Source organism: Microbacterium sp. BE35 (assembly GCF_031457705.1).
Classification (GTDB): Bacteria; Actinomycetota; Actinomycetes; order Actinomycetales; family Microbacteriaceae; genus Microbacterium; species Microbacterium trichothecenolyticum.
Genome location: NZ_JAVDXD010000005.1, coordinates 302,366 through 325,045, shown reverse-complemented (window position 1 = coordinate 325,045; position 22,680 = coordinate 302,366). Strand labels below are relative to the sequence as shown.

Here is a 22,680-nt window from a genome sequence, read left to right as displayed (position 1 = left end):
AGGGGAAGAGGGACGATGCTGACCAAGCGCGGATGGGATGCGATCGTGTCGGTCGTCTGCGCCGTCATCGCCGTCGCGCTCGTCTTCCTCTTTCCGCCTGCCACCGCCGTCCGCACCGCGATCGCACTCGGCGCGATCGGTCTTTTCGTGCTCGGCTATGCGCTGATCGGCCGCGACGCGATCGAGCCGCCGCGCGCGGCGTGGCGGTACCCCGCGTTCCTGTCGGTGGCTGCCGTCGCCGCGGGGATCGGCGCGGGTGCGGCGCCGTTCATGGCGATGCTCCAGACTCTGGCGTACCCCCTGGTGTGGGTCATCGGCGACTCCCGACGTCGCGGGATCGGCGGCTCCGCGGTCATTGCGGGGAGCGTCTTCGTCGGGGCGAGCTTCGGCTACGGACTGAACATGGAGTCCCTGCTCGCCGGCGGGACCACCGCGGTCTTCTCCCTCTCCTTCGCGATCGCCATCGGCCTGTGGATCGCCCGCATCGCCGAGTACGGCGAGGAGCGCGAGCGCCTTCTCGCCGAACTGACGGCGGCGCAGACCGAGGTCGAGGCGCTCAGCCGGGAGCGCGGCGCGTCGGCCGAGCGCGAGCGCCTGGCCCGCGACATCCACGACACGCTCGCCCAGACGCTGGCAGGGCTGGTGATCTTCGCCGAGCGCGCAGGCCGCCAGTCCCGGGAGGGGCAGACGGATGCTGCCGCCACCACGATCGCGACGGTGGAGCAGGTCGCGCGCGACGCGCTCGCCGAGTCCCGCGCGCTCGTCGCCCGCACGGCGGCCGTTCCCCGCGAGCCGGCGTTCGGCGCCGCGGTCGAGCGCCTCATCGAACGATTCCGGGAACATGGTGCGGCGCGCATCGCGCTCGACACCGCCGGCGTGGAGGGCGAGCTCGACCGTGAGGCCCAGGTGGTGCTGCTGCGCTGCCTGCAGGAGGCGCTGTCGAACGTGACGAAGCACGCCGCGGCGGCGGAGGTGACGGTGCGTGTGGAGGTCGCCCCCGACGGCGCCGCGGCGCTCGAGGTGATCGATGACGGACGCGGGTTCGACACCTCGCGGCCCACGAGCGGGTTCGGGCTGGACGGCATGCGCGAGCGTGTGGCGCTCGCGGGCGGCACGTTCGACGTCGTCTCGGCGCCGGGCGACGGTGCGAGGCTGACGGTCAGGCTTCCGGCGGTGTCGCAGGACGCGCGGGGTGCCGGAGAGCCCGCCCCGGTGATGACCGCCACGATGGAAGCTGCGACGGCCGAGGCCGTGCGGACGAAGGGGGATCGCCTGTGATCCGGCTGCTGATCGCCGACGACCATCCGGTGGTGCGTGCCGGCCTCGCGGGCCTGCTCTCGGACGAGCCCGGATTCGAGGTCGTGGCCGAGGCATCCGACGGCGACGAAGCCGTGCGTCTCGCGGGCGCGACCCGCCCCGACGTGGTGCTGATGGACCTGCGCATGCCGCACGTAGACGGCGTCGCCGCCACCGCCCGGATCGCCGGCGGCGAGGCGGGCGACCCGCCGCCGCGCGTGCTGATCCTCACGACGTACGAGTCCGACGACCAGATCCTCGCGGCCATCGAGGCCGGCGCGACGGGGTACCTTCTGAAAGCCGCACCGCGGGCCGAGATCGTCGCCGGCATCCGCTCGGTCGCGGCGGGGCAATCGGCGCTGTCGCCGCAGGTCGCGGTGCGGCTCGTCGAGCGCATGCGCCGCCCGGAGCCCGAGACGGTGCTGACCGCGAGGGAGCTCGACGTGCTGCGGCTGGTCGCCACCGGCCACAGCAACAAGCAGATCGCGGTCGTCCTGGGCATCGGCGAGTCGACGGTCAAGACGCACCTGCTCAAGGTGTTCGAGAAGCTCGGCGTCGCCGACCGTACGCGTGCCGCGACCCTCGCCATGGAACGCGGACTGCTCGCCCAGCGCTGACCACGCGAACGACGGATGCTGCAACCCGGCCGGGTTGCAGCATCCGTCGTTTCCCGCACTCAGCCGAACTGGTTCATCGTGTTGTGCTGGCCGCCCGCCTTCAGGGCGGCGTCGCCGGCGAAGTACTCCTTGTGGTTGTCGCCGATGTCGCTTCCCGCCATGTTCTGGTGCTTCACCGTGGCGATGCCCTCGCGGATCTCGCGACGCTGGACGCCCTTCACATAGGCGAGCATGCCCTCGTCCCCGAAGTAGCCCTTCGCCAGGTCATCGGTCGACAGGGCCGCCGTGTGGTAGGTCGGCAGGGTGATGAGGTGGTGGAAGATCCCGGCGCGGGCCGCCCCGTCGCGCTGGAATGTGCGGATCTTCTCATCGGCCACTCGCGCCAGCTCGGTGTCGTCGTAGGCGACGTTCATCAGGTCGCCACGGTCGTACGCCGAGACATCCTCGCCCTGCTCCGCCAGCAGGTCGTACGCCTGCTGCCGGAAGTTGAGCGTCCAGTTGAACGACGGGCTGTTGTTATAGACGAGCTTCGCGTTCGGGATGACCTCGCGGATCGCGTCGACCATGCCGGCGATCTGCTCCACATGGGGCTTCTCGGTCTCGATCCACAGCAGGTCGGCGCCGTTCTGCAGCGACGTGATGCAGTCGAGCACGACGCGCTCCTCACCCGTTCCGGGGCGGAACTGGTACAGGTTGCTGGCGAGCCGCTTCGGGCGCAGCAGCTTGCCGTCGCGCTTGATGACGACGTCGCCGTTGCCGAGGTCGGCGTCCGAGATCTCCTCCACGTCCAGGAAGGAGTTGTACTGGTCGCCGAGGTCGCCGCTCTGGTGCGTGACGGCGAGCTTCTGCGTGAGCCCGGCGCCGAGCGAGTCGGTGCGGGCCACGATCACGCCGTTCTCGATGCCCAGCTCGAGGAACGCGTAGCGGACCGCGTTGATCTTCGCGATGAAGTCCTCGTGCGGAACAGTCACCTTGCCGTCCTGGTGGCCGCACTGCTTCTCGTCCGACACCTGGTTCTCGATCTGGATCGCGCACGCGCCGGCCTCGATCATCTTCTTCGCCAGCAGGTACGTGGCCTCGGGATTCCCGAAGCCCGCGTCGATGTCGGCGATGATCGGCACCACGTGGGTCTCGTAGTTGTCGATCTGCGACTGGATGAACTCGACCGCGGTGTCGTCGCCCGCGACGCGTGCGTCGTCGAGCTGCGTGAACAGCAGATCGAGCTCGCGGGCGTCGGCCTGACGGAGGAACGTGTAGAGCTCCTCGATGAGGGCGGGCACCGCCGTCTTCTCGTGCATCGACTGATCGGGAAGCGGCCCGAACTCGGAGCGCAGCGCCGCGACCATCCACCCCGACAGGTAGAGGTAGCGCTTGTTCGTGGTCTTGAGGTGCTTCTTGATCGAGATGAGCTTCTGCTGCCCGATGAAGCCGTGCCAGACGCCGAGCGACTGGGTGTAGACCGACGAGTCCGCGTCGTACTCGGCCATGTCGCGGCGCATGATGTCGGCCGTGTACTGGGCGATCTCGAGTCCGGTCCGGAACCGGTTCTGCGCCCGCATGCGGGCGGCGGACTCGGGGTCGATGGCATCCCAGCTCGAGCCGTGCTGCTCCTTGAGCGCCCGGATGGCTTCGATGTCGTCCTGATAGGCAGTCATTTTCGTTCCTTGTTCGTGTCGGGGGATCAGTCGGTCTCGACGAGGTACTTCGCGTAGGCGGGCAGCGTCAGGAACGCCGGGAAGTCCTGGCCGAGCGCGACCTCGCGGAAGATGTCCGCGGCGTCGTCGAACCGGTCGCCCTCGCGGCGGTCCGCCTCGGCCAGCACCTGCGCGACGAGTGCTTCGATCGACTCCCGCGTGATCGGCGTGCCGTCCTCGGTGGTGCGGTCCTGGTGGATCCACTGCCACACCTGGCTGCGGCTGATCTCGGCGGTGGCAGCATCCTCCATGAGGTTGTCGATGGCGACGGCGCCGAGGCCTCGCAGCCACGCCTCGATGTAGCGGATGGCCACCGACACGTTGCCGTGCACCCCCGCTGTCGTGATCGGGCGTCCGATGTGGACGTCGATCAGGTCGGCGGCCGCCACCTCGACCTCGGGACGCTGCCGGTCGAGCTGGTTCGGGCGATCACCCAGCACGGCGTCGAACTCCGCGCGCGCCACCGGGATGAGGTCGGGGTGCGCGACCCACGTGCCGTCGAAGCCGTCGCCGGCCTCGCGCTTCTTGTCGGCCGCCACCTTCTCGAACGCGCGCTCGGTGACCTCGGGGTCGCGGCGGTTCGGGATGAAGGCGCTCATGCCGCCGATCGCGAAGGCACCGCGCTTGTGGCACGTCTTCACGAGCAGCTCGGTGTATGCCCGCATGAACGGGACGGTCATCGTGACCTCGCTGCGGTCGGGCAGCACGAACCGTGCACCGCGACCGCGGTAGTTCTTGATGATCGAGAAGATGTAGTCCCAGCGACCCGCGTTCAGGCCCGCGATGTGGTCGCGCAGCTCGAAGAGGATCTCCTCCATCTCGAACGCCGCCGGCAGCGTCTCGATGAGCACCGTGGCACGGATGGTGCCGTGGGGGATGCCGACATACTGCTCGCTGAACGTGAACACGTCGTCCCACAGCTTCGCCTCTTCGCTCGACTCGAGCTTGGCGATGTAGAAGTAGGGGCCGCGCCCGTTCGCGATCAGCTGCTCGGCGTTGTGGAAGAAGTACAGGCCGAAGTCCACGAGCGAGCCCGACGCGGCCATCCTGCGGCCGGTGCGGTCGGTGAAGCGGATGTGCTGCTCGGGCAGGTGCCACCCACGCGGACGCATCACGATGGTGGGCGTCTCGGTCGCCGTGACCTCGTAGAGCTTGCCTTCGGGGCTCGTGAACGAGAGCTCGCCGCGGATCGCGTCGCGCAGGCTCAGCTGGCCTTCGATGACGTTCTTCCAGGTCGGGCTCGTGGCGTCCTCCTGGTCGGCGAGCCACACCTTGGCGCCGGAGTTCAGCGCGTTGATCGTCATCTTCGGGTCGGTCGGGCCCGTGATCTCGACGCGGCGGTCCTCGAGGCCGGGTCCGGCGCCGGCGACCTTCCACTCCGCGTCCTCGCGGATGTGCCGGGTGTCGTCACGGAACTGCGGGTCGTGGCCGTTGCCGATCTCGAACCGGCGGCGCATGCGGTCGGCGAGCCGGTCGTGGCGGCGGGCGCCGAAGCGGTGGTGCAGCTCGGTGAGGAACGCGACCGCCTCGGGCGTCAGGACTTCGTCGTAGCGCGGGCCGAAGCGGCCGGCGATCTCGATCGAAGGCTCGTGGGTCTGGGTCGGGATGGGGCCGGTGCGCGTACGCATCGGGGTGGCGGTCGCAGGTGTCATGTCCCTGCCTTCCTGTGATGGACTGCGCGTTGAGTGTGTGGGGGCTGCCGCTGCCCGGCGTGTGCGCCGGGTCGAGGCATCCGGTGATCCGCGTTCTGGGTGGATCGATGGTTCGTCGTGAGACCACTCTGCGGTGAAGTTCCGGGGTGTACCCCACGATTACGGGTGTGAAGTTTTCCGGTATTTCTGCTTTCGTGACAGAATCACGGCATGACGACGACGTTGACCTCGGATGTGCGCGGTGAAGTCTCGGACGATGGTGAGGTGGATCCCCTCACCATCGGCCGACGCATCCGGCAGCTGCGCACCGACCGCGGCATGACGCTCGAAGAGCTGGCTTCCGCGGTCGACCGCGCGCCGAGCCAGCTGTCCATGATCGAGAACGGGCGCCGCGAGCCGAAGCTCACGCTGCTGCAGGCGATCGCGCGGGCGCTGGGTTCGTCGATCGATGCGATCCTCGAGTCCGAGCCGCTCGACGAGCGCGCCACGCTCGAGATCTCGCTCGAGCGGGCGATGCGCGGCCAGACGTTCCAGGCGCTCGGCATCCCCCCGTTCCGGATCGGCAAGACGGTGCCGACGGAGGCGCTCAAGGCGATGCTGGCGCTGCAGGGCGAGATCGAGAGGCTGCGCGACGAGCGCGCCGCGACCCCCGAAGAGGCGCGACGTGCGAACGTGGCGCTGCGCAAGCTCATGCGCACGCAGAACAACTACTTCGCCGAACTCGAGGAGCAAGCGAGGCGCATCCTCGATGCGGTCGATCACCCGGGCGGCCCGCTGACCCAGCGCACGGCGTCGGACATCGCCGCACACCTCGGCTTCACGCTGCACTACGTGCCCGACCTGCCGCAGACGACGCGGTCGGTCGCCGACATCAAGAACGGCCGGCTGTACCTGTCGAGCCGACTGGCCACCAAGGGCGACCCGCGCACGGCGGTGCTGCAGGCGCTGTCGAGCCGCATCCTCGGACACCGCGAGCCGACCTCGTACGCGGAGTTCCTGCGCCAGCGCGTCGAGACGAACTACCTCACCGGCGCTCTGCTCATCCCCGAGGCGCACGCCGTGCCGTTCCTGCAGGAGGCGAAGAAGGAACGCTCGATCTCGATCGAGGACCTCCGCGACGCCTACTCGGTGTCGTACGAGACGGCCGCGCACCGCTTCACGAACCTCGCGACCATGCACCTGGGCCTGCCCGTGCACTTCCTGAAGGTGCACGAGTCGGGCGTCATCACGAAGGTCTACGAGAACGACGACGTGAACTTCCCGACCGACCGCCTCGGCGCGATCGAGGGGCAGATGTGCTGCCGCAAGTGGACCTCGCGCGTCGTGTTCGACGTGGACGACCACTTCAACCCGTACTACCAGTACACCGACACCGGCAACGGCACGTACTGGTGCACGGCCCGCGTCGAGCTCTCGAGCGAGGGCGCCCACTCGATCAGCGTGGGCGTGCGCTTCGACGACACGAAGTGGTTCCTCGGCCGCGACACCCCGAACCGCGGCGTCTCGAAGCACTCCGTGGAGGTCTGCTGCCGGCGCGCGCCCGCCGAGCTCGAGGCGTCGTGGCGCGAGCAGTCGTGGCCGAACGTGCGCACGCCGCGGACGCTGCTGGCGACGCTGCCCACCGGCTCGTTCCCCGGCGTCGACACGACCGACGTCTACGAGTTCCTGGAGGCCCACGCCCCGCGCTGAGCCGCGGCCTGGGCGACGCGCGGGCCCGGACGCAGGTGCGACTGCGCCACTTTCCTGCGAGTGCTGCGTCGCGCGACGCAGCACTCGCAGGAAACTGCAGCGCTCGCGGGGCCGGAGGTCAGTGGCGGCCCGCGACGACGTCCGCGACGTGCGCCGGCCACGCCGTGCGGTCGGAGGATCCGGATGCCTCGACCCGGTCCGCCATCCGATACGCGGTGTAGATCGCGTTCACGGCGGTCCACCGGAGCGGCTCGACCTCCCAGCGCCGCGTGCGGTGACCCACCCAGGGGAGCCGGGTGAGGCCGGTGTCGCGCTCGAGCACCAGGTCGGCGAGCGTGCGGCCCGCGAGATTCGTCGCGGTCACGCCGGTGCCGACGTAGCCGCCGGCCCAGCCGAGGCCCGTCGCTCGGTCGTGGACGACGGTCGCGGCCCAGTCTCGGGGCACGCCGAGCACGCCGGCCCAGGCGTGCGCGATCGGCGTACCCGCGGCATCCGGGAAGAACTCCCGCAGCAGCCGCGCGAGCGAGGCGATCGTGCGCGTCTGCGTCGTGCCGTCGGTGTCGACGCGCGAGCCGTAGCGGTAGGGCACGCCGCGGCCGCCGAACGCGATGCGGTCGTCCGCCGTGCGCTGCGCGTACATGTACACGTGGGCGAAGTCGCCGAGCGTCTCGTACCCGTCCCAGCCGACCTCGTCCCAGAACGAGGCCGGCAGGGGCTCGGTCACGATCATCGACGAGTTCATCGGCAGCCACGCGCGGTGCTCGCCGCGGAGGTCGGCGGTGAAGCCCTCGGTGGCGCGCAGCACGTGGGTCGCGCGCACGGTTCCGCGGTCGGTGACGGCCCGTCCGGGGGTGATCTCGCGCACAGCGGTCTGCTCGTGGATCGGCACTCCGAGCCGCTCGACCGCGTCGGCGAGGCCGCGCACGAGCTTCGCCGGGTGAACCCGGGCGCAGTGCGGGTGCCATGCTGCGCCGAGCGAGCCGGCGATGCGGATCCGGGATGCTGCGGCCGCAGCATCCATCCATTCCAGGTCGGTGTGCGGCCAGGCCTGCTCTTCGGCGACGGCCCCGCGCAGGCGGGCCAGCTGTGCCGGCGTGCGGGCGACGCCGTACTCGCCGCCCTTGAGGATGTCGGCGTCGATGCCCTCGCGCCTGGCGACGGCGACGACCTCGTCGACGGTCTCGTTGAGCGCGCGCTGCTGCGCGATCGCCGCGTCGCGGCCGTGCGACTCGGCGTAGCGTTCGCGGCCGCCGGTGACGGTGTTGGTGAGCCACCCGCCGTTGCGGCCGGACGCCCCGAACCCCGCGAACCGCTGCTCGAGCACGACGACCCGCAGGTCGGGCTGGGCCTGTTTCAGGTAGTACGCGGTCCAGAGCCCGGTGTACCCGCCGCCGACGATCGCGACGTCGACGTCGGTGTCGCCGGGCAGGGGAGCCCGCGGCGCCGGAGTGCCGCCGAGGCTCCGCCACCACCACGACACGTCGCCGTTGGGCACAGGGGGCTCGGTCATGCGCCCATCCTTCCGGGTGCTGCCGCCCGCGACGAGGAACGATCTGTTGCGAACGCGCGACCGAGTCGGACCGACCGTGCGCCATGTCTCTTTCGGTCGATGAACCTCCGGCGAGCGCGGAGGTCGCGCGGTCGATCAGACCGACGCGTCGAGGGCGCGCAGCGCCGCCCACAGCTCGGCGCGCGTCGCGAACGACGAGAGATCCCGGCCGAGCACGCGCTCGATGAGGGCGAGGCGCGTGCGCACGGTGTGGCGGTGCACACCCAGCGCCTGCGCGGTGGCCTCGTGCGAGCAGTCCTCGTCGAGCCATGCCTTCAGCGTCGCGACGAGGTGGGTGCCCTGCGCGGCATCATGGTCGCGAAGCGGTGCGAGCTCCGCTCGCGCCAGCGCGCGGGCCTCGTCCGTGAGCGCCGAGAGGACGCCGGCGCGGGCGACCTCGGCGAACGCCGTGACCGGACGGATGCCGCGATCCCGCGCGACGCGCGCCTGCCCGAGCGCAGCGGCGAAACCGTCGTAGCCGGTCGGATCCGACAGCCCGACGCGCACCTCGAAGCGTGCGACGAGCTCGTCGATGCTCGAGCGGTCGTCTGCGGGCACGACCAGCACGAGGCCGTCCTCACCGCGGCCGAAGAACAGCGCTCCGCGGCGCTCGTCGGCCCAGAGCTCGAGCAGCTCGGCGATGCCGTCGACGCGCGCGGCCGCGGCATCCGTCACCCCCACGACGACGGGGGCGGAGGGAAGCGGTCCCCACAGCTCGCGCGAGGTGCGGCGGGCGAGGGCGGGGTCCCCCGTGAGGAGCGACTGCACGAGGCCGGCGCGCAGCGCCGAGCGTGCGCGGCCGAGGCCCTGCTGCTGCTCCAGCGCGAGGCCGGCCATCGCGATGACCGCGGTGACGACGACGCGGCCCTCCTGGTCGAGGTCTCCGGCGGCGATCGCGATGACCCCGCGCAGGTGTCCGCCGCGGCCGAGGGTCTGCAGCGAGAACGGCGTCTCGCCGATGTGCAGAGACGAGCCCGCGCGCGCGCCGCGATGCAGCACCCCGGTGACCTCGCGCTGGAGAGCCGCGGCCGTCTGGGCGTCGAGCCCGCCCGCGGGGTGCTCGCGCGACAGCTCGCCGGCGGCGTCGAACATGCCGACCCAGGTGTCGAGCTGCTTGGCCAGCTCCGCGACGGTCGCGCCGAGTCCGTCGGGCCGCAGGGCCGCCAGCGCGATCGCGCGCTGCGCGGCCAGCGCCCAGCTGCGCCGCGCGTAGGCCTCGGCGGCGATCGCCTCGGCGTTGGCCCGGGCCACGGCGATGAAAGGCGTGCGGTACGGCACTTCGAACAGCGGCATCCGTTCGTCACGGCACGCGTCGATGAGGGCGGGAGGGATGCCGGCGCGCGCGACCTCGGTGCCGAAGCCGAGGCCGACCACGCCCCGCGTCGCCAGGCGGTGCACATACGCCCGGTAGACCGCGGAGGCGTCGGCGTCGTCGCCGTGCGGGAACTGCGTGCCGGTGGTCAGCAGCACGAGCCCCTCGGACAGGAAGGGCGTGGGGTCGGCGAGATCCGAGCTGTGGACCCAGCGGATGCCGCGGTCCAGTGCCTGCGGATCAAGGTCGTCGCCGGCCAGCGAGAGCTTCAGATCCCGCCGGGCGAGAAGGGCGCGAAGGGTGGGGGCGTCGGCGTCCATGATGCTCCGAGTGTACGACTCGTACAGCAGGCCGGACAGAATGTACACGGGGGCGGGTGCGGGCGTTCCCGGCGACGAAATACGCTCCCCAGCATGAGCAGCGCAGCCGACACCCTCACCGAAACGCCCCTCGGCGGTCCGACCCTTCCGCAGGAGCGTCGCCTGGTCACCAGCATCCCGGGTCCCCGCTCGCAGGAGCTCCTCGCCCGCAAGGCCGACGCCGTCGCCGCAGGCGTCGGCCACACCGCGCCCGTGCAGGCCGTGGCGGCGGGCGGCGGCGTCATCGTCGACGCCGACGGCAACTCGCTCATCGACCTGGGCTCGGGCATCGCGGTCACGACGATCGGCAATGCGCACCCCAAGGTCGTCGCGGCGGTGCAGGCGCAGGTCGCCCAGTTCACCCACACGTGCTTCATGATCGCGCCGTACGACTCGTACGTCTCGGTCGCCGAGGCCCTCAACCGCATCACGCCGGGCGACCACGCCAAGAAGAGCGCCCTGTTCAACTCGGGCGCCGAGGCGGTGGAGAACGCGGTCAAGATCGCCCGCAAGTACACCGGCAAGCAGGCGGTCGTCGCGTTCGATCACGGCTACCACGGCCGCACCAACCTCACGATGGCGCTCACCGCGAAGTCGATGCCGTACAAGAGCGGCTTCGGCCCGTTCGCGTCGGAGATCTACCGCGCGCCGCTGTCGTACCCCTACCGCGACGGGCTCGACGGGGGCCTCGCCGCCAAGAAGGCCATCTCGATGATCGAGAAGCAGGTCGGCGCCGACAACCTCGCCGCGATCATCGTCGAGCCCATCCAGGGCGAGGGCGGCTTCATCGTCCCCGCCGACGGCTTCCTGCCCGCCCTCGTCGAGTGGTGCCGCGCCAACGACGTGGTGTTCATCGCCGACGAGATCCAGACCGGCTTCGCTCGCACGGGCGAGATGTTCGCGAGCGACCTGTTCGGCATCGTGCCGGACCTGATCACGACCGCCAAGGGCATCGCGGGGGGCCTGCCCCTGGCGGCCGTGACGGGCCGGGCCGACATCATGGACGCCTCGCACGCGGGCGGCCTCGGCGGCACCTACGGCGGCAACCCCATCGCGTGCGCCGCCGCACTCGCCGCGATCGACGTGTTCGAGAACGACGGGATGCTCGAGCGCGCCCGCGAGATCGAAGCAGTCCTCAAGGGCCGCCTGCAGCAGCTGCAGGCCACCGACCCGCGCGTCGGCGATGTGCGAGGCCATGGCGCCATGATCGCCGCCGAGTTCGTGGATCCCGCGACGGGCGAGCCGGACGCCGCGCTCACCGCCGCGGTCGCGAAGGCGTCCATCGCACAGGGCGTCATCGTGCTCACCTGCGGCACCTATGGGAACGTGATCCGCTTCCTGCCGCCGCTGTCGATCACCGACGACCTGCTCCACGAGGGCATGGACGTCGTCGCCGCAGCCCTCGCGGCTGCGTGATCACGGATGCTGCGACCGCCGCACGCACGGCGGTCGCAGCATCCGTCTCCCGCACTTCACACAAGACCAACGCAACCTCGCCTGACGAAGGAGTCCGAATGACCGAGCTGACCCGTGACGTCGTCATCGTCGGCGCCGGCGCCGCCGGCACGACTGCTGCCAACGAACTGAAGAAGGCAGGCCTCTCGGTCGTCGTGCTCGAGGCGCGCGACCGCGTGGGCGGGCGCCTGTGGACCGACGTCGTCGACGGCGCGATGCTCGAGATCGGCGGGCAGTGGGTGTCGCCCGACCAGGACGCGCTCAAGGAGACCCTCGCCGAGCTGGGGCTCGAGACCTACAGCCGCTACCGCGAGGGCGACTCGGTCTACATCGGTCAGGACCGCGAGCTCACCCGTTTCACGGGCGAGATCTTCCCGGTCGCTCCGGAGACCGAGAAGGAGATCGTCCGCCTCATCGAGGTGCTCGACGGCCTCGTCGCGCAGATCGACCCCGACAAGCCGTGGGAGCACCCCGACGCCGAGGCGCTCGACCGCATCTCGTTCGAGGCCTGGCTCCAGGAGCAGACCGACGACCAGGAGGCGCGCGACAACATCGCCCTCTTCATCGCCGGCGCGATGCTGACCAAGCCCGCCTACGCGTTCTCGGCGCTTCAGGCGCTGCTGATGGCGGCGAGCGCCGGCAGCTTCTCGCACCTGGTCGACGCGGACTTCATCCTCGACGAGCGCGTGGTCGGCGGCCTGCAGCAGGTGCCACTGCTCCTCGCTGAACGCCTCGGCGACGACGTCATCCTGGGTCAGCCGGTGACCGAGGTGCACTGGTCGCAGGACGGCGTGCGCGTGGTCACCGACAACGGCCTCGAGGTGCGCGCCCGCTTCGTCATCCTCGCGCACGCGCCGATCCTCTACCCGTGGATCGAGTTCGCGCCGCCGCTGCCGCGCCTCAAGCAGCAGATGCACCAGCACATCTCGATGGGCTTCGTCATCAAGGTGCACGCGGTCTACGATCGCCCGTTCTGGCGCGAGCAGGGCCTGTCGGGCACCGCCTTCAGCCCGTACGAGATCTCGCACGAGGCGTACGACAACACCAACCACGACGACGAGCGCGGAACCCTGGTCGGCTTCGTGTCGGACCGCAACGCCGACGACCTCTTCCGGGTGTCGGCGGAGGAGCGCAAGGAGCGCATCCTCGAGTCGCTGTCCCACTACTACGGCCCCGAGGCCAAGACCCCGCTCGTCTACTTCGAGAGCGACTGGGGCGCCGAGGAGTGGACCCGCGGCGCGTACGCCGCGAGCTTCGACCTCGGCGGTCTCGCCCGCTACGGCGCGGACCTGCGCACCCCCGTCGGCCCGATCCACTTCGCCTGCAGCGACATGGCCGGCGCCGGCTACCAGCACGTCGACGGTGCCATCCGCATGGGCCGACTCGTCGCGGCGAACATCGTCGAAGCGGCACGGCGATGAGCGACCGCATCGTCGTCGGATACACCGCAACGGATGCGGGCGCCGATGCCGTCGCGCTGGGCGCTCGCCTGGCGGCGGCCATGGACGTGTCGCTCGACCTCGTGCTGGTGCTCCCGGCCGAGGACCGCAGCGTCATCACCCCGCCCGATGCCGGCTATGACCGCTACCTCGTGACGCAGGCCGAGGCCTGGCTCGCCGAGGCGGCGGCCACGATTCCGGATGCCGTGACCCACGCGTCGCACGTGCGGTTCGGCGACTCCTTCGCAGAGGGCCTGATCGCCGCCGCGCACGAGTTCTCGGCATCCCACATCGTCGTGGGCGCCGCCAACGGCGGGCTCCGTGGGCGTCATCGTCTCGGCACCGTCGCCAACGAGCTGCTGCACTCGTCGGACGTTCCGGTCGTGCTGGCTCCGGAAGGCTCGCGACGTCTCGAGCCGTCGACGGGCATCACGCGGATCACCGCCGCGATCGGCACGCGTCCCGGCGCCGACGTGCTCCTCGAGGAGAGCGTCGCCCTCGCCGTCGCGACCGGGGCGGGCCTGCGGCTCCTCTCGCTCGCCGCGGTGGACATGCCGCCGAGCCTCGAGGCGATGGAGTTCGGCGCCCGGCACGCGGACGACGTCTTCGTGCACGTGCGGGCGGCCCTTCCGAAGGACATCGACACCGACGCGGTCGTCGGTCTCGGCGACAGCGTGGAGGACGCCGTCTCGCATCTGAGCTGGGAGCCCGGCGAACTCGCGGTGGTCGGCTCCAGCAGGTTGGCCCGGCGCCGGCGCCTCTTCCTCGGCTCGACAGCGGCGAAGATGCTGCACGAGCTTCCCGTTCCCATGGTCGTGGTGCCCCGCACGCGCGGCAAGAAAGGCGCACGCTGATGAGCGCTTCCGAGAGCCGCGGCGCAGCGCCGCTGGCCCCGTCGACCGGCGCGCGCGCCGGTGAGCTGTCCAAGAAGGGCCTGAGCGCCGGCGCTGTCGGCGTCCTCGGCGCCGTCGTCATCGGCGTCTCGACCATCGCCCCGGCCTACACGCTCACGGCGTCGCTCGGGCCGACCGTGTCGGTGGTCGGCACGCAGGTGCCCGCGATCATCCTCGTCGGGTTCATCCCGATGCTGCTGACGGCGTTCGGCTACCGCGAGCTCAACCGCGCGATGCCAGACTCCGGCACCTCGTTCACGTGGGGCGTGCGTGCCTTCGGCCCGTGGATCGGCTGGATGACCGGCTGGGGCCTCGTCGCCGCCACCGTCATCGTGCTGTCGAACCTCGCCGGCATCGCCGTGGAGTTCCTGTTCCTGCTGATCTCGCAGTTGAGCAACAACCCCGACATCGCGGACCTCGCGTTCAACCCGTTCATCAACGTGGTGGTGTGCCTGCTGTTCATGCTGGGCGCGACGCTCATCTCTTACCGCGACATGCAGACCACGCAGAAGTTCCAGTACATCCTGGTGACGTTCCAGGTCGCCGTGCTCCTGCTGTTCGCCGTCGTGGCCATCGTCAAGGCGGTGTCGGGCGACGCCCCCGACCCGACGGCGTTCTCGTGGTCGTGGTTCAACCCGTTCGAGGTGCCGACGTTCAGCGCGTTCGCCGCCGGCCTGTCGTTGTCGATCTTCATCTTCTGGGGCTGGGACGTCGTCCTCACGATGAACGAGGAGACTAAGAACCCCGCGAAGACCCCCGGCCGCGCGGCCATGCTCACGGTCGTGATCGTCGTCTCGCTGTACCTGCTGCTCTCGATCGGCCTGATCATGTTCGCCGGCGTCGGCGACGGCCCCCTGGGGCTGGCGAACGAGGACATCTCGGCGAACGTCTTCTTCGCGCTGTCCGATCCGATCCTCGGCCCGCTCGCGTTCCTCGTGTCGCTGGCGGTGCTGTCGAGCTCGGCCGCGTCGCTGCAGTCGACCGCCGTCGGCCCGGCCCGCACCCTCCTGGCGATGGGGCACTACGGCGCCCTGCCGGCGAAGTTCGCGCGCGTGAGCCCGCGGTTCTTCACGCCCGGCTACGCCACCGTGGTGTCCGCGATCGTCGCGTCCGTGTTCTACGCCGTCATGCGCGTGATCAGCGAGAACGTCCTCACCGACACGATCCTGTCGCTCGGGATGATGATCTGCTTCTACTACGGCCTCACCGCGTTCGCCTGCGTCTGGTACTTCCGCAAGCAGTGGTTCGACTCCGTGCGCAGCTTCTTCTTCACGTTCCTGTTCCCGCTCGTGGGAGGCGCGATCCTCGCGGTGCTGTTCGTCACGACGCTCATCGACTCGATGGACCCGGCGTACGGCAGCGGTTCGAGCATCGGCGGGCTGGGCCTCGTGTTCGTCCTGGGCGTGGTCGTCATCCTCGCCGGCGTCGTGATCATGATCTGGCAGGCGATCAAGCGTCCGGCGTTCTTCCGCGGTGAGACACTCGGTATCGATGCCCCCGAAAGCCTTCGACGTGCCCGCCGCCGGCAGGCAGACTGACCCACACCATCCGATCGGAGAGTAAGCATGACCGACTACGCCGTCGTCAACCCGGCCACGGGGGAGACCCTGGCCACGTATCCGACCATCACCGACGAGGCCCTCGAGGCCGCGATCGCGGGAGCGGATGCTGCGTACCGCACCTGGCGCGACCGGCCGGTGGCCGAGCGCGCGGCCGCCATCCGCAAGGTCGCCCAGCTGCACCGTGAGCGTCGCGACGATCTCGCCGCCATCATCGTGCGCGAGATGGGCAAGCCCCTCGAGGCCGCGCTCGGCGAGGTCGACTTCGCCGCAGACATCACGGAGTACTACGCCGACCACGCCGAGAAGATCACCGGCGACCAGCCGATCGACATCGACGGCGAGGGCACCGCGGTCATCCGCCGCTCGCCCCTGGGCGTGCTGCTGGGCATCATGCCGTGGAACTTCCCCTACTACCAGGTCGCCCGCTTCGCCGCGCCCAACATCGTGGTCGGCAACACCATCCTCCTGAAGCACGCCCCGCAGTGCCCCGAGTCCGCCGCCGCCATCGCGGCGATCTACGCGGACGCCGGCCTCGAGGGGGTGTACACGAACGTCTACGCCACGAACGACCAGGCGGCGACCGTCATCGCCGACCGCCGCGTGCAGGGCGTTTCGGTGACCGGCTCGGAGCGCGCGGGCGCCGCGGTCGCCGAGATCGCGGGCCGCAACCTCAAGAAGGTGGCGCTGGAGCTCGGCGGGTCCGATCCGTTCATCCTGCTCTCGACCGACGACCTGGACGGGGCGGTCGAAGCCGCCGTCGCCGCGCGCCTGGACAACACCGGGCAGTCGTGCAACGCCGCCAAGCGCTTCATCGTCGTCGACGGCCTCTACGACGCGTTCCTCGAGAAGTTCACCGCCGCGATGTCGGGTGCGAAGGTCGGCGACCCGTTCGCGGATGACACCGTGCTCGGCCCGCTGTCGTCGCTCACGGCGGCGGAGCGCCTGGCGGAGCAGGTCGACAGGGCCGTCGCCCAGGGCGCCACACTTGTCGCCGGCGGAAAGCGCGACGGCGCCTTCTACCCGGGCACCGTGCTCACCGACGTCACCAGCGACATGGACGCGTACCGCGAGGAGTTCTTCGGCCCCGTGGGAGTCGTGTACAAGGTCGCCGACGAGGACGCCGCGGTCGCGCTCGCGAACGACACCAGCTACGGCCTCGGTTCGTACGTGTTCACGACCGACGAGGAGCAGGCCCAGCGCGTCGCCGACAGGATCGATGCCGGCATGGTCTACGTCAACGTGGTCCTCGCCGACGAGCCCGGTCTGCCCTTCGGCGGCGTGAAGCGCTCCGGCACGTCCCGCGAGATGGGCCTGCTGGCCGCGGACGAGTTCGTCAACAAGAAGCTCATCCGCGTCGGCGCCTGACGCCTGCGCCGAGGGGCGTTTCGACTCGCGAGCGAGTGAAGCGAGTCGAAACGCCTAGAGCGCGGCGCGGGCCTCGGCGAGGGCTTCGTCGGCCCACTGCACCTGCTGCGGCGTGCCCCAGCGGGTCGCGGCATCCCGTGCCGACTCGAACTCCGTGATCGCGTCGTCGAGGCGCCCGGCGTCGAACAGGCGCCAGCCGGCGTTGTTGTGCAGCGACACGTTCCAGCGGAGGGTGCGCGGCTCCGCGACGCCCTCGAGTGCCCCGAAAGCCGCAGACGTCCATTGCTCGGCCTGATCGGGCTCGGCGATGGCGAGCATGTGCAGCGCGTCGACCTGCAGGAAGCTCAGGCTGGCCCCGGATGCGGCATCCACCGCCGCGAGGAAGTACGGCACCGCGGCCTCGGGATCACCCGCCGAGTTCCGCACCCGGCCCCGCTCCAGCGCCGCACGGGCCGCGACGGCGGCGTCCTCGATCGCGACGGCGTCGAGCACCGCGTCGGCCTCGTCGAACCTCTCCTGCAGGCCCAGGGCCCGCGCGACCTGCGTCTCGAGTTCGGCGCGGGCGGCGGCATCCGTCTCGTCTGCCGCCGCCGCGCGCAGGCGCGCCTCGGAGCCGGCAGCGTCGGAGAAGTCCCACAGCTCGTCGAGCAGGGTCTGCGCAAGAGTCATGCCGGAATGCTAATGCCGTCATCCGGGGGTGTCGCCGACGGAGCGCTAGCGCGAGGATGGAGTCATGGCAGACACACCGGACCCCGTCGTCTCCCTCTCCGATGAAGAGTGCTGGGAGCGCCTGCGCGGACAGGAACTCGGCCGCCTCGTCACGCATGTCGGCGACGTGCTCGACATCTTCCCCGTGAACTACGTCGTCGACGGCGAGAGCGTGCTCTTCCGCACCGCGCAGGGGAGCAAGCTGTTCGAGCTCACGGTCAACGACGAGGTGCTCTTCGAGGTGGACGACCACACCGACACCGACGCGTGGAGTGTGATCCTGCGCGGTCGCGCCCATCCGCTCGACCGCTCCGCCGACGTGGAGCGAGCGGATGGCCTGGGTCTTCGGCCCTGGATCCCGACGCTCAAGTACACCTATGTGCGCGTCGAGGCCACGTCGCTGTCGGGGCGCGCCTTCGAGCGCGCGCCCGAGCCCGATCGCTACGGCGTGCAGCAGTACTGATCCGGTGTGCGCACGCGTGCGGAGGCGCCTCGGTTCGCGGGGCCCGCGGGCATGCCGTACACTGGATCATGCAGTCGAAGTCTGCATTCTTTCGCCGTGCCCGGTCCTCGGGGGCGGATCCTCAAGCCGCGGTGAGAGGGGAAGAGTGCGGGTTTCGCGAGACCTCCGGGTCTCTAGGGCGGTAGCTCAATTGGCAGAGCAGCGGTCTCCAAAACCGCAGGTTGCAGGTTCGATTCCTGTCCGCCCTGCGCGTCAGCGCAACGCCGGTGACATGCTGGTGGTTGACAACACAGTGTGCCGATCCGTGTCGGCTCACGGAAGGTAATCAGGTGGCATCGATGGTTCAGGACGAGCCGAAGGGCGAAGTCGTCCCCGCAGAGGGAACGGCCGCGCCTCGCGAGAAGAAGCCCAACGTCTTCGCTCGTATCGCCCTGTTCGTCCGCCAGGTCTTCGCCGAGCTCCGCAAGGTCGTCACCCCGACGCGCCAGGAGCTGCTGAAGTACACGGCGGTGGTGCTCGGCTTCGTCGTCGTGATGATGGCGCTCGTCTACGGCCTGGACGTGCTGTTCGTGTGGATCACGTCGTACGTCTTCGGAGTGCCCGGCGCCTGATCCCCGAGCGTCCCGGCTCGCACCAGGGGCATGACACGGGCGGACCGCAGGTCCGGCAGCGGACGGAACGGAAGAGAATTCACGTGACTGAAAGATATGTCGACGACGCCGATTGGGCGACCGCCGCGGAGCAGTCCTCCGAGGACGACGAAGCCCAGGAGGGCAACGTCCTCGCGGAGGAGGAGCGGTCGGTCGAGGCCGCCGAGCACGTCGCGATCCACATCGTCGACGACTCCGACGAGGACGACGCCGACCTGGACGACATCGACATCGACGACCCGGAGGCGGACGCCATCGTGAACGACGCTCTCAACCTGGACGAGACGGCCGAGACCGAGGCCGCGGCCGAGGTCATCAACGACTCCATCGCCGAGGAGGTCGCCGAGCGCGAGGCCGAGGAGGCCTCCGAGGTGACCCCGTACGACGGTCCCGACGTGAACGGCGATGAGGACGAGCCCGAGCTCGACGAGGACTTCGTCGCAGAGGTGGACGCCGCCGCCGCGGTCGTCGACGACGTCGAGGCATCCGTCTCCCCGGCCGACGCCGCCGAGGCCCCCGAGACCGACGACGAGGACGACGACGAGGACCCCTTCGAGGCGTTCCGCGCGGACCTGCGCACCCTCCCGGGCAAGTGGTACGTCATCCACTCCTACGCCGGCTTCGAGCGCAAGGTGAAGGCCAACATCGAGCAGCGCAAGTCGACGCTCGAGGTCGAGGAGGAGATCTACCAGATCGAGGTCCCGATGGAGGACGTAGTCGAGATCAAGAACGGTCAGCGCAAGATGGTCACGCGCGTCCGGATCCCGGGCTACGTGCTCGTGCGCATGGAGCTCAACGAGGACACCTGGTCGGTCGTTCGCCACACGCCCGGTGTCACCGGCTTCGTCGGCAACGCCCACAACCCGACGCCGCTGCGCTTCGAAGAGGCCTTCAACATGCTGAAGAGCCTCGTCGAGGTCAAGGAGGTCGCCGGCGCGAAGGGTGGTGCGGCCAAGAAGGGCGGCGCCGCCGCGGCCCGCGTCATCCCCGCCGAGGTCGACTTCGAAGTCGGCGAGACCATCACGATCAAGGAAGGCTCGTTCGCGGGCCTGCCCGGCACGATCAGCGAGATCAAGCCCGAGAGCGGCAAGCTCACGGTCCTCGTCTCGCTCTTCGAGCGCGAGACCCCGGTCGAGCTCAGCTTCGACCAGGTCACGAAACTCTGATCCATCTGCTGGTAGACTCTGCAGGTTTGCGCGCGCCTTGAGCGCGTGCGTCTGACACCGCGTTCCGGAACCGCCGGATTCGCGGGAGAACCGGCTGCCCCGGCAGCCGTCGTTCGACGAAAGGAAGAAGAATGGCACCGAAGAAGAAGGTGACCGGCCTGATCAAGCTTCAGATCAACGCCGGTGCAGCCAACCCGGCGCCGCCGATCGGCCCCGCGCTCGGTCAGCATGGCGTCAACATCATGGAGTTCTGCAAGGCGTACAACGCCGCGACCGAGTCGCAGCGCGGCAACGTCATCCCCGTGGAGATCACCGTCTACGAGGACCGCAGCTTCACGTTCATCCTGAAGACCCCGCCGGCCGCTGAGCTCATCAAGAAGGCCGCAGGCGTCCAGAAGGGCTCCAAGACCCCTCACACGGTCAAGGTCGCCAAGCTCACCAAGGAGCAGGTGCGCCAGATCGCTGAGACGAAGCAGCCCGACCTGAACGCGAACGACATCGAGGCCGCCTCGAAGATCATCGCCGGCACCGCCCGTTCCATGGGCATCACGGTCGAGGACTGAGGGGGATAGGAAACATGGCTACCAAGTCCAAGGCCTTCCGGGCCGCCGCCGCCAAGATCGAGGCGGACAAGTTCTACAGCCCCACCGAGGCCGTCGCGCTCGCGAAGCAGACCGGCTCGGCGAAGTTCGACTCGACCGTCGAGGTCGCGCTCAAGCTCTCCGTCGACCCCCGCAAGGCCGACCAGATGGTGCGCGGCACCGTCATCCTCCCGCACGGCACCGGCAAGACCGCCCGCGTCATCGTGTTCGCGACGGGTCCGGCCGCTGAGGCCGCGATCGCCGCGGGTGCGGACGAGGTCGGCGGCGCCGAGCTCATCGAGAAGGTCGCCGGCGGCTGGACCGCGTTCGACGCGGCCGTCTCGACGCCCGAGCTCATGGGCCAGGTCGGTCGTCTCGGCAAGGTGCTCGGCCCCCGCGGCCTCATGCCCAACCCGAAGACCGGCACCGTGACCCCCAACCCGGCCAAGGCCGTCGAGGAGATCAAGGGCGGAAAGATCGAGTTCCGCGTCGACAAGCACGCCAACGTGCACTTCGTCGTCGGCAAGGCGTCGTTCACCGCCGAGCAGCTCGACGAGAACCTCGCCGCAGCGCTCGAGGAGATCGTGCGTCTGAAGCCGTCGAGCTCGAAGGGGCGTTACATCCAGAAGGGCGCGGTGTCGACCACGTTCGGCCCCGGCATCCCGCTGGACGTCAACGCGCTCGTCTGAGTCGTCTTCGTGCGAAGGCCCCACCCATCCGGGTGGGGCCTTCGTCGTTCGCGCGTGACTCCGGGCCAGGGAGCGCGGGGCGGGAGTAGCGTCTGAGACATGTCGAAGACGCTCCAGGACCTGTTCGGAATCGACGCGCCGATCGTGCTCGGCCCCTTCGGCGGACTGTCGTCGATCGAACTGACGGCGGCGGTGAGCGAGCTCGGCGGACTGGGCTCGTACGGTCTGTACGGCTACCCCGCCGATCGCATCAGCGACACCATCGCCGCGCTGCACTCCGCGACGCGGCGTCCGTTCGCGGTCAACCTGTGGCTGCCGACGGGCGACGAGGTCGCACCGGGCGACGTCGACCTCAGGCCTGCGATCGAGGCGGTCGCGCCCCTGTACGACGAACTGGGTCTCGCGCACCCGACGCCTCCGATCGAGTTCCTGCCCGACCTCGACTCTCAGCTGACGGCCGTGATGGATGCTGCGCCCGCGGCGTTGAGCGTGGTCTTCGGCGTGCCGTCGGAGCACGTGGTCGCGGCGGCGCGGAGCCGAGGCATCCGCGTCATCGGCACGGCCACCACCGTCGCGGAGGCCGTCGCGCTGGAAGCGGCCGGGGTGGACGCCATCGTCGCGACCGGCGCCGAGGCGGGCGGTCACCGGGTGTCGTTCCTGCGGCCCGCGGAGCAGTCGCTCGTCGGCACGTTCGCCCTCGTGCCGCAGGTGGTCGACGCGGTGGAGGTGCCGGTCATCGCGGCCGGCGGCATCGGAGACCGACGCGGCGTCGCGGCGGCATTCGCCCTCGGCGCGTCGGGGGTGCAGGTGGGTTCGGCGTTCCTGCGCACCCGCCAGTCGGCCGCCACCGAGGCGCACCGTCAGGCGATCGCCGATGCCGCCGACACCGCCACCGTGCTCACCCGCGCGATGAGCGGGCGACTGGCGCGCGGCATCCCGAATCGGGCGATGCGCGAGATCGAGACGACCGGGATCATCGCGCCGTTCCCGGCGCAGAACTGGCTCACCGGCCAGTTCCGGGCCGAGGCCGGGCGTCGCGGCGACGGCGACCTCGTGTCGCTGTGGGCCGGACAGGCGGCCGGGCTCGCGCCCAGCGACGACGCGGCCGAGGTGTTCGCCGAGCTCGCGGCCGGCGTGCCCGACTGACGAGCGCGGTCTCGCCCGTCGCAATCCGCAGCCCGGTCGTCCCCCCGCGACGGACTGCGACAGTGGAGCAAGGAGGCCAGGAAGCTGCTGCTTCAGGCGGTCGGGCGCACGTCGAAGCCGCGTTCGCCGATGGGTTCGGCATCGATCACCGTCGCCGCGTCGACGAGAGCGCCGGGCGGCCCCGCGGCCATCCACGCCAGCACCTCGTCGACCTGACCGGGCGTGCCTTCGACCTCCGCCTCCACGGAGCCGTCACGTCGGTTGCGCACCCACCCCGCGGCGCCCGCCTCCCGTGCGACCATGAGCATGGTGTAGCGGTAGCCGACGCCCTGCACGTCGCCGCGGACCGTCACGTGCACGCGTCTCATGCGGCCCATCTTGCCGTGACGCGCGGG

At 70.3% G+C, this 22,680-nt stretch carries 20 protein-coding genes and 1 tRNA gene; 15 read left to right on the top strand and 6 right to left on the bottom strand.

What is annotated here, in order from left to right:
- Window positions 1-15 precede the first annotated feature (15 nt).
- Both J2Y46_RS17470 and J2Y46_RS17465 read left to right on the top strand, forming a co-directional pair.
- Window positions 16-1,278, top strand: a complete 1,263-nt coding sequence (locus J2Y46_RS17470) for a sensor histidine kinase (RefSeq protein ID WP_052676841.1) — start codon at window positions 16-18, stop codon at window positions 1,276-1,278.
- The gene (locus J2Y46_RS17465; RefSeq protein WP_045300413.1) at window positions 1,275-1,913 is read left to right on the top strand and encodes a response regulator transcription factor; all 639 of its coding nucleotides are present in this window, start codon (window positions 1,275-1,277) and stop codon (window positions 1,911-1,913) included. Before J2Y46_RS17470 ends, J2Y46_RS17465 begins: the two co-directional genes overlap by 4 nt.
- A 59-nt stretch (window positions 1,914-1,972) precedes the next feature.
- Here J2Y46_RS17465 and J2Y46_RS17460 read toward each other — a convergent pair whose 3' ends face one another.
- Window positions 1,973-3,568: an isocitrate lyase gene (locus tag J2Y46_RS17460; protein ID WP_310243966.1), complete on the bottom strand. Its 1,596-nt coding sequence runs from the start codon at window positions 3,566-3,568 to the stop codon at window positions 1,973-1,975.
- Window positions 3,569-3,594: 26 nt separating this feature from the next.
- Window positions 3,595-5,235 carry a malate synthase A gene (gene aceB, locus J2Y46_RS17455; RefSeq protein WP_045300627.1) on the bottom strand — a complete coding sequence of 547 codons (1,641 nt, stop codon included), beginning with the start codon at window positions 5,233-5,235 and terminating at the stop codon, window positions 3,595-3,597.
- Window positions 5,236-5,469: 234 nt separating this feature from the next.
- Here aceB and J2Y46_RS17450 point away from each other — a divergent pair, with 234 nt between their 5' ends.
- Complete coding sequence (locus tag J2Y46_RS17450; protein ID WP_310243963.1) at window positions 5,470-6,948, top strand: helix-turn-helix domain-containing protein; 1,479 nt, start codon at window positions 5,470-5,472, stop codon at window positions 6,946-6,948.
- 118 nt (window positions 6,949-7,066) lie between these two features.
- Here the strand turns inward: J2Y46_RS17450 and J2Y46_RS17445 are convergent, their stop codons facing one another.
- Together J2Y46_RS17445 and J2Y46_RS17440 are read right to left on the bottom strand one after the other, a co-directional pair.
- Window positions 7,067-8,458, bottom strand: coding sequence for an FAD-binding oxidoreductase (locus J2Y46_RS17445; RefSeq protein WP_310243960.1), 1,392 nt, complete (start codon window positions 8,456-8,458; stop codon window positions 7,067-7,069).
- Window positions 8,459-8,593: 135 nt separating this feature from the next.
- Window positions 8,594-10,129 carry a PucR family transcriptional regulator ligand-binding domain-containing protein gene (locus J2Y46_RS17440; protein WP_310243957.1) on the bottom strand — a complete coding sequence of 512 codons (1,536 nt, stop codon included), beginning with the start codon at window positions 10,127-10,129 and terminating at the stop codon, window positions 8,594-8,596.
- 93 nt (window positions 10,130-10,222) lie between these two features.
- Between J2Y46_RS17440 and gabT the strand changes: the two genes are divergently transcribed.
- The 5 genes from gabT (at window position 10,223) to J2Y46_RS17415 (ending at window position 16,882) form a co-directional block, all read left to right on the top strand.
- Window positions 10,223-11,584 (top strand): 4-aminobutyrate--2-oxoglutarate transaminase, encoded by a 1,362-nt coding sequence (gene gabT, locus J2Y46_RS17435; protein ID WP_310243954.1) that lies wholly within the window; start codon window positions 10,223-10,225, stop codon window positions 11,582-11,584.
- A gap of 98 nt (window positions 11,585-11,682) precedes the next feature.
- Entirely contained in the window at window positions 11,683-13,044 is a 1,362-nt protein-coding gene (locus tag J2Y46_RS17430; protein ID WP_310243952.1) for an NAD(P)/FAD-dependent oxidoreductase, read from the top strand.
- Window positions 13,041-13,916 carry a universal stress protein gene (locus J2Y46_RS17425; protein WP_045300400.1) on the top strand — a complete coding sequence of 292 codons (876 nt, stop codon included), beginning with the start codon at window positions 13,041-13,043 and terminating at the stop codon, window positions 13,914-13,916. The genes J2Y46_RS17430 and J2Y46_RS17425 overlap by 4 nt, the downstream gene beginning before the upstream one ends.
- A complete protein-coding gene (locus J2Y46_RS17420; protein ID WP_045300398.1) occupies window positions 13,916-15,493 on the top strand; it encodes an APC family permease in 1,578 nt (525 codons plus the stop codon). The genes J2Y46_RS17425 and J2Y46_RS17420 overlap by 1 nt, the downstream gene beginning before the upstream one ends.
- A 27-nt stretch (window positions 15,494-15,520) precedes the next feature.
- Window positions 15,521-16,882 carry an NAD-dependent succinate-semialdehyde dehydrogenase gene (locus tag J2Y46_RS17415; protein WP_045300396.1) on the top strand — a complete coding sequence of 454 codons (1,362 nt, stop codon included), beginning with the start codon at window positions 15,521-15,523 and terminating at the stop codon, window positions 16,880-16,882.
- A 54-nt stretch (window positions 16,883-16,936) separates the two neighbouring features.
- On the opposite strand, the gene J2Y46_RS17410 is transcribed toward J2Y46_RS17415, so the two are convergent.
- Window positions 16,937-17,551, bottom strand: a complete 615-nt coding sequence (locus J2Y46_RS17410) for a hypothetical protein (protein ID WP_310243949.1) — start codon at window positions 17,549-17,551, stop codon at window positions 16,937-16,939.
- 64 nt (window positions 17,552-17,615) lie between these two features.
- On the opposite strand from J2Y46_RS17410, the gene J2Y46_RS17405 reads away from it, so the two are divergent.
- The 7 genes from J2Y46_RS17405 to J2Y46_RS17375 all read left to right on the top strand — a co-directional run bounded on the left by J2Y46_RS17405 (window position 17,616) and on the right by J2Y46_RS17375 (window position 22,285).
- Window positions 17,616-18,053 carry a pyridoxamine 5'-phosphate oxidase family protein gene (locus J2Y46_RS17405; protein WP_045300392.1) on the top strand — a complete coding sequence of 146 codons (438 nt, stop codon included), beginning with the start codon at window positions 17,616-17,618 and terminating at the stop codon, window positions 18,051-18,053.
- Between the two features lie 175 nt (window positions 18,054-18,228).
- Window positions 18,229-18,301: transfer RNA gene (locus J2Y46_RS17400), tRNA-Trp, on the top strand.
- 90 nt (window positions 18,302-18,391) lie between these two features.
- Entirely contained in the window at window positions 18,392-18,664 is a 273-nt protein-coding gene (secE, locus tag J2Y46_RS17395; protein WP_045300625.1) for a preprotein translocase subunit SecE, read from the top strand.
- 83 nt (window positions 18,665-18,747) lie between these two features.
- Window positions 18,748-19,869, top strand: coding sequence for a transcription termination/antitermination protein NusG (gene nusG / locus J2Y46_RS17390; protein ID WP_310243946.1), 1,122 nt, complete (start codon window positions 18,748-18,750; stop codon window positions 19,867-19,869).
- A gap of 131 nt (window positions 19,870-20,000) precedes the next feature.
- The gene (rplK, locus tag J2Y46_RS17385; RefSeq protein ID WP_045247325.1) at window positions 20,001-20,432 is read left to right on the top strand and encodes a 50S ribosomal protein L11; all 432 of its coding nucleotides are present in this window, start codon (window positions 20,001-20,003) and stop codon (window positions 20,430-20,432) included.
- Between the two features lie 14 nt (window positions 20,433-20,446).
- Window positions 20,447-21,139, top strand: a complete 693-nt coding sequence (gene rplA, locus J2Y46_RS17380) for a 50S ribosomal protein L1 (RefSeq protein ID WP_045300386.1) — start codon at window positions 20,447-20,449, stop codon at window positions 21,137-21,139.
- A 99-nt stretch (window positions 21,140-21,238) separates the two neighbouring features.
- A complete protein-coding gene (locus tag J2Y46_RS17375; protein ID WP_045300384.1) occupies window positions 21,239-22,285 on the top strand; it encodes a nitronate monooxygenase family protein in 1,047 nt (348 codons plus the stop codon).
- 92 nt (window positions 22,286-22,377) lie between these two features.
- On the opposite strand, the gene J2Y46_RS17370 is transcribed toward J2Y46_RS17375, so the two are convergent.
- Entirely contained in the window at window positions 22,378-22,653 is a 276-nt protein-coding gene (locus J2Y46_RS17370) for an acylphosphatase (RefSeq protein ID WP_045300623.1), read from the bottom strand.
- Window positions 22,654-22,680: the final 27 nt, after the last annotated feature.

What these genes read in the sequence shown, in the direction of transcription:
- J2Y46_RS17470 (WP_052676841.1), top strand. Translation starts at nt 16, where the DNA reads ATGCTGACCAAGCGCGGATGGGATGCGATCGTGTCGGTCGTCTGCGCC.
- J2Y46_RS17460 (WP_310243966.1), bottom strand. Translation starts at nt 3,568, where the DNA reads ATGACTGCCTATCAGGACGACATCGAAGCCATCCGGGCGCTCAAGGAG.
- aceB (WP_045300627.1), bottom strand. Translation starts at nt 5,235, where the DNA reads ATGCGTACGCGCACCGGCCCCATCCCGACCCAGACCCACGAGCCTTCG.
- J2Y46_RS17450 (WP_310243963.1), top strand. Translation starts at nt 5,470, where the DNA reads ATGACGACGACGTTGACCTCGGATGTGCGCGGTGAAGTCTCGGACGAT.
- J2Y46_RS17445 (WP_310243960.1), bottom strand. Translation starts at nt 8,458, where the DNA reads ATGACCGAGCCCCCTGTGCCCAACGGCGACGTGTCGTGGTGGTGGCGG.
- J2Y46_RS17440 (WP_310243957.1), bottom strand. Translation starts at nt 10,129, where the DNA reads ATGGACGCCGACGCCCCCACCCTTCGCGCCCTTCTCGCCCGGCGGGAT.
- gabT (WP_310243954.1), top strand. Translation starts at nt 10,223, where the DNA reads ATGAGCAGCGCAGCCGACACCCTCACCGAAACGCCCCTCGGCGGTCCG.
- J2Y46_RS17430 (WP_310243952.1), top strand. Translation starts at nt 11,683, where the DNA reads ATGACCGAGCTGACCCGTGACGTCGTCATCGTCGGCGCCGGCGCCGCC.
- J2Y46_RS17425 (WP_045300400.1), top strand. Translation starts at nt 13,041, where the DNA reads ATGAGCGACCGCATCGTCGTCGGATACACCGCAACGGATGCGGGCGCC.
- J2Y46_RS17420 (WP_045300398.1), top strand. Translation starts at nt 13,916, where the DNA reads ATGAGCGCTTCCGAGAGCCGCGGCGCAGCGCCGCTGGCCCCGTCGACC.
- J2Y46_RS17415 (WP_045300396.1), top strand. Translation starts at nt 15,521, where the DNA reads ATGACCGACTACGCCGTCGTCAACCCGGCCACGGGGGAGACCCTGGCC.
- J2Y46_RS17410 (WP_310243949.1), bottom strand. Translation starts at nt 17,551, where the DNA reads ATGACTCTTGCGCAGACCCTGCTCGACGAGCTGTGGGACTTCTCCGAC.
- J2Y46_RS17405 (WP_045300392.1), top strand. Translation starts at nt 17,616, where the DNA reads ATGGCAGACACACCGGACCCCGTCGTCTCCCTCTCCGATGAAGAGTGC.
- secE (WP_045300625.1), top strand. Translation starts at nt 18,392, where the DNA reads ATGGTTCAGGACGAGCCGAAGGGCGAAGTCGTCCCCGCAGAGGGAACG.
- rplK (WP_045247325.1), top strand. Translation starts at nt 20,001, where the DNA reads ATGGCACCGAAGAAGAAGGTGACCGGCCTGATCAAGCTTCAGATCAAC.
- rplA (WP_045300386.1), top strand. Translation starts at nt 20,447, where the DNA reads ATGGCTACCAAGTCCAAGGCCTTCCGGGCCGCCGCCGCCAAGATCGAG.
- J2Y46_RS17375 (WP_045300384.1), top strand. Translation starts at nt 21,239, where the DNA reads ATGTCGAAGACGCTCCAGGACCTGTTCGGAATCGACGCGCCGATCGTG.
- J2Y46_RS17370 (WP_045300623.1), bottom strand. Translation starts at nt 22,653, where the DNA reads ATGAGACGCGTGCACGTGACGGTCCGCGGCGACGTGCAGGGCGTCGGC.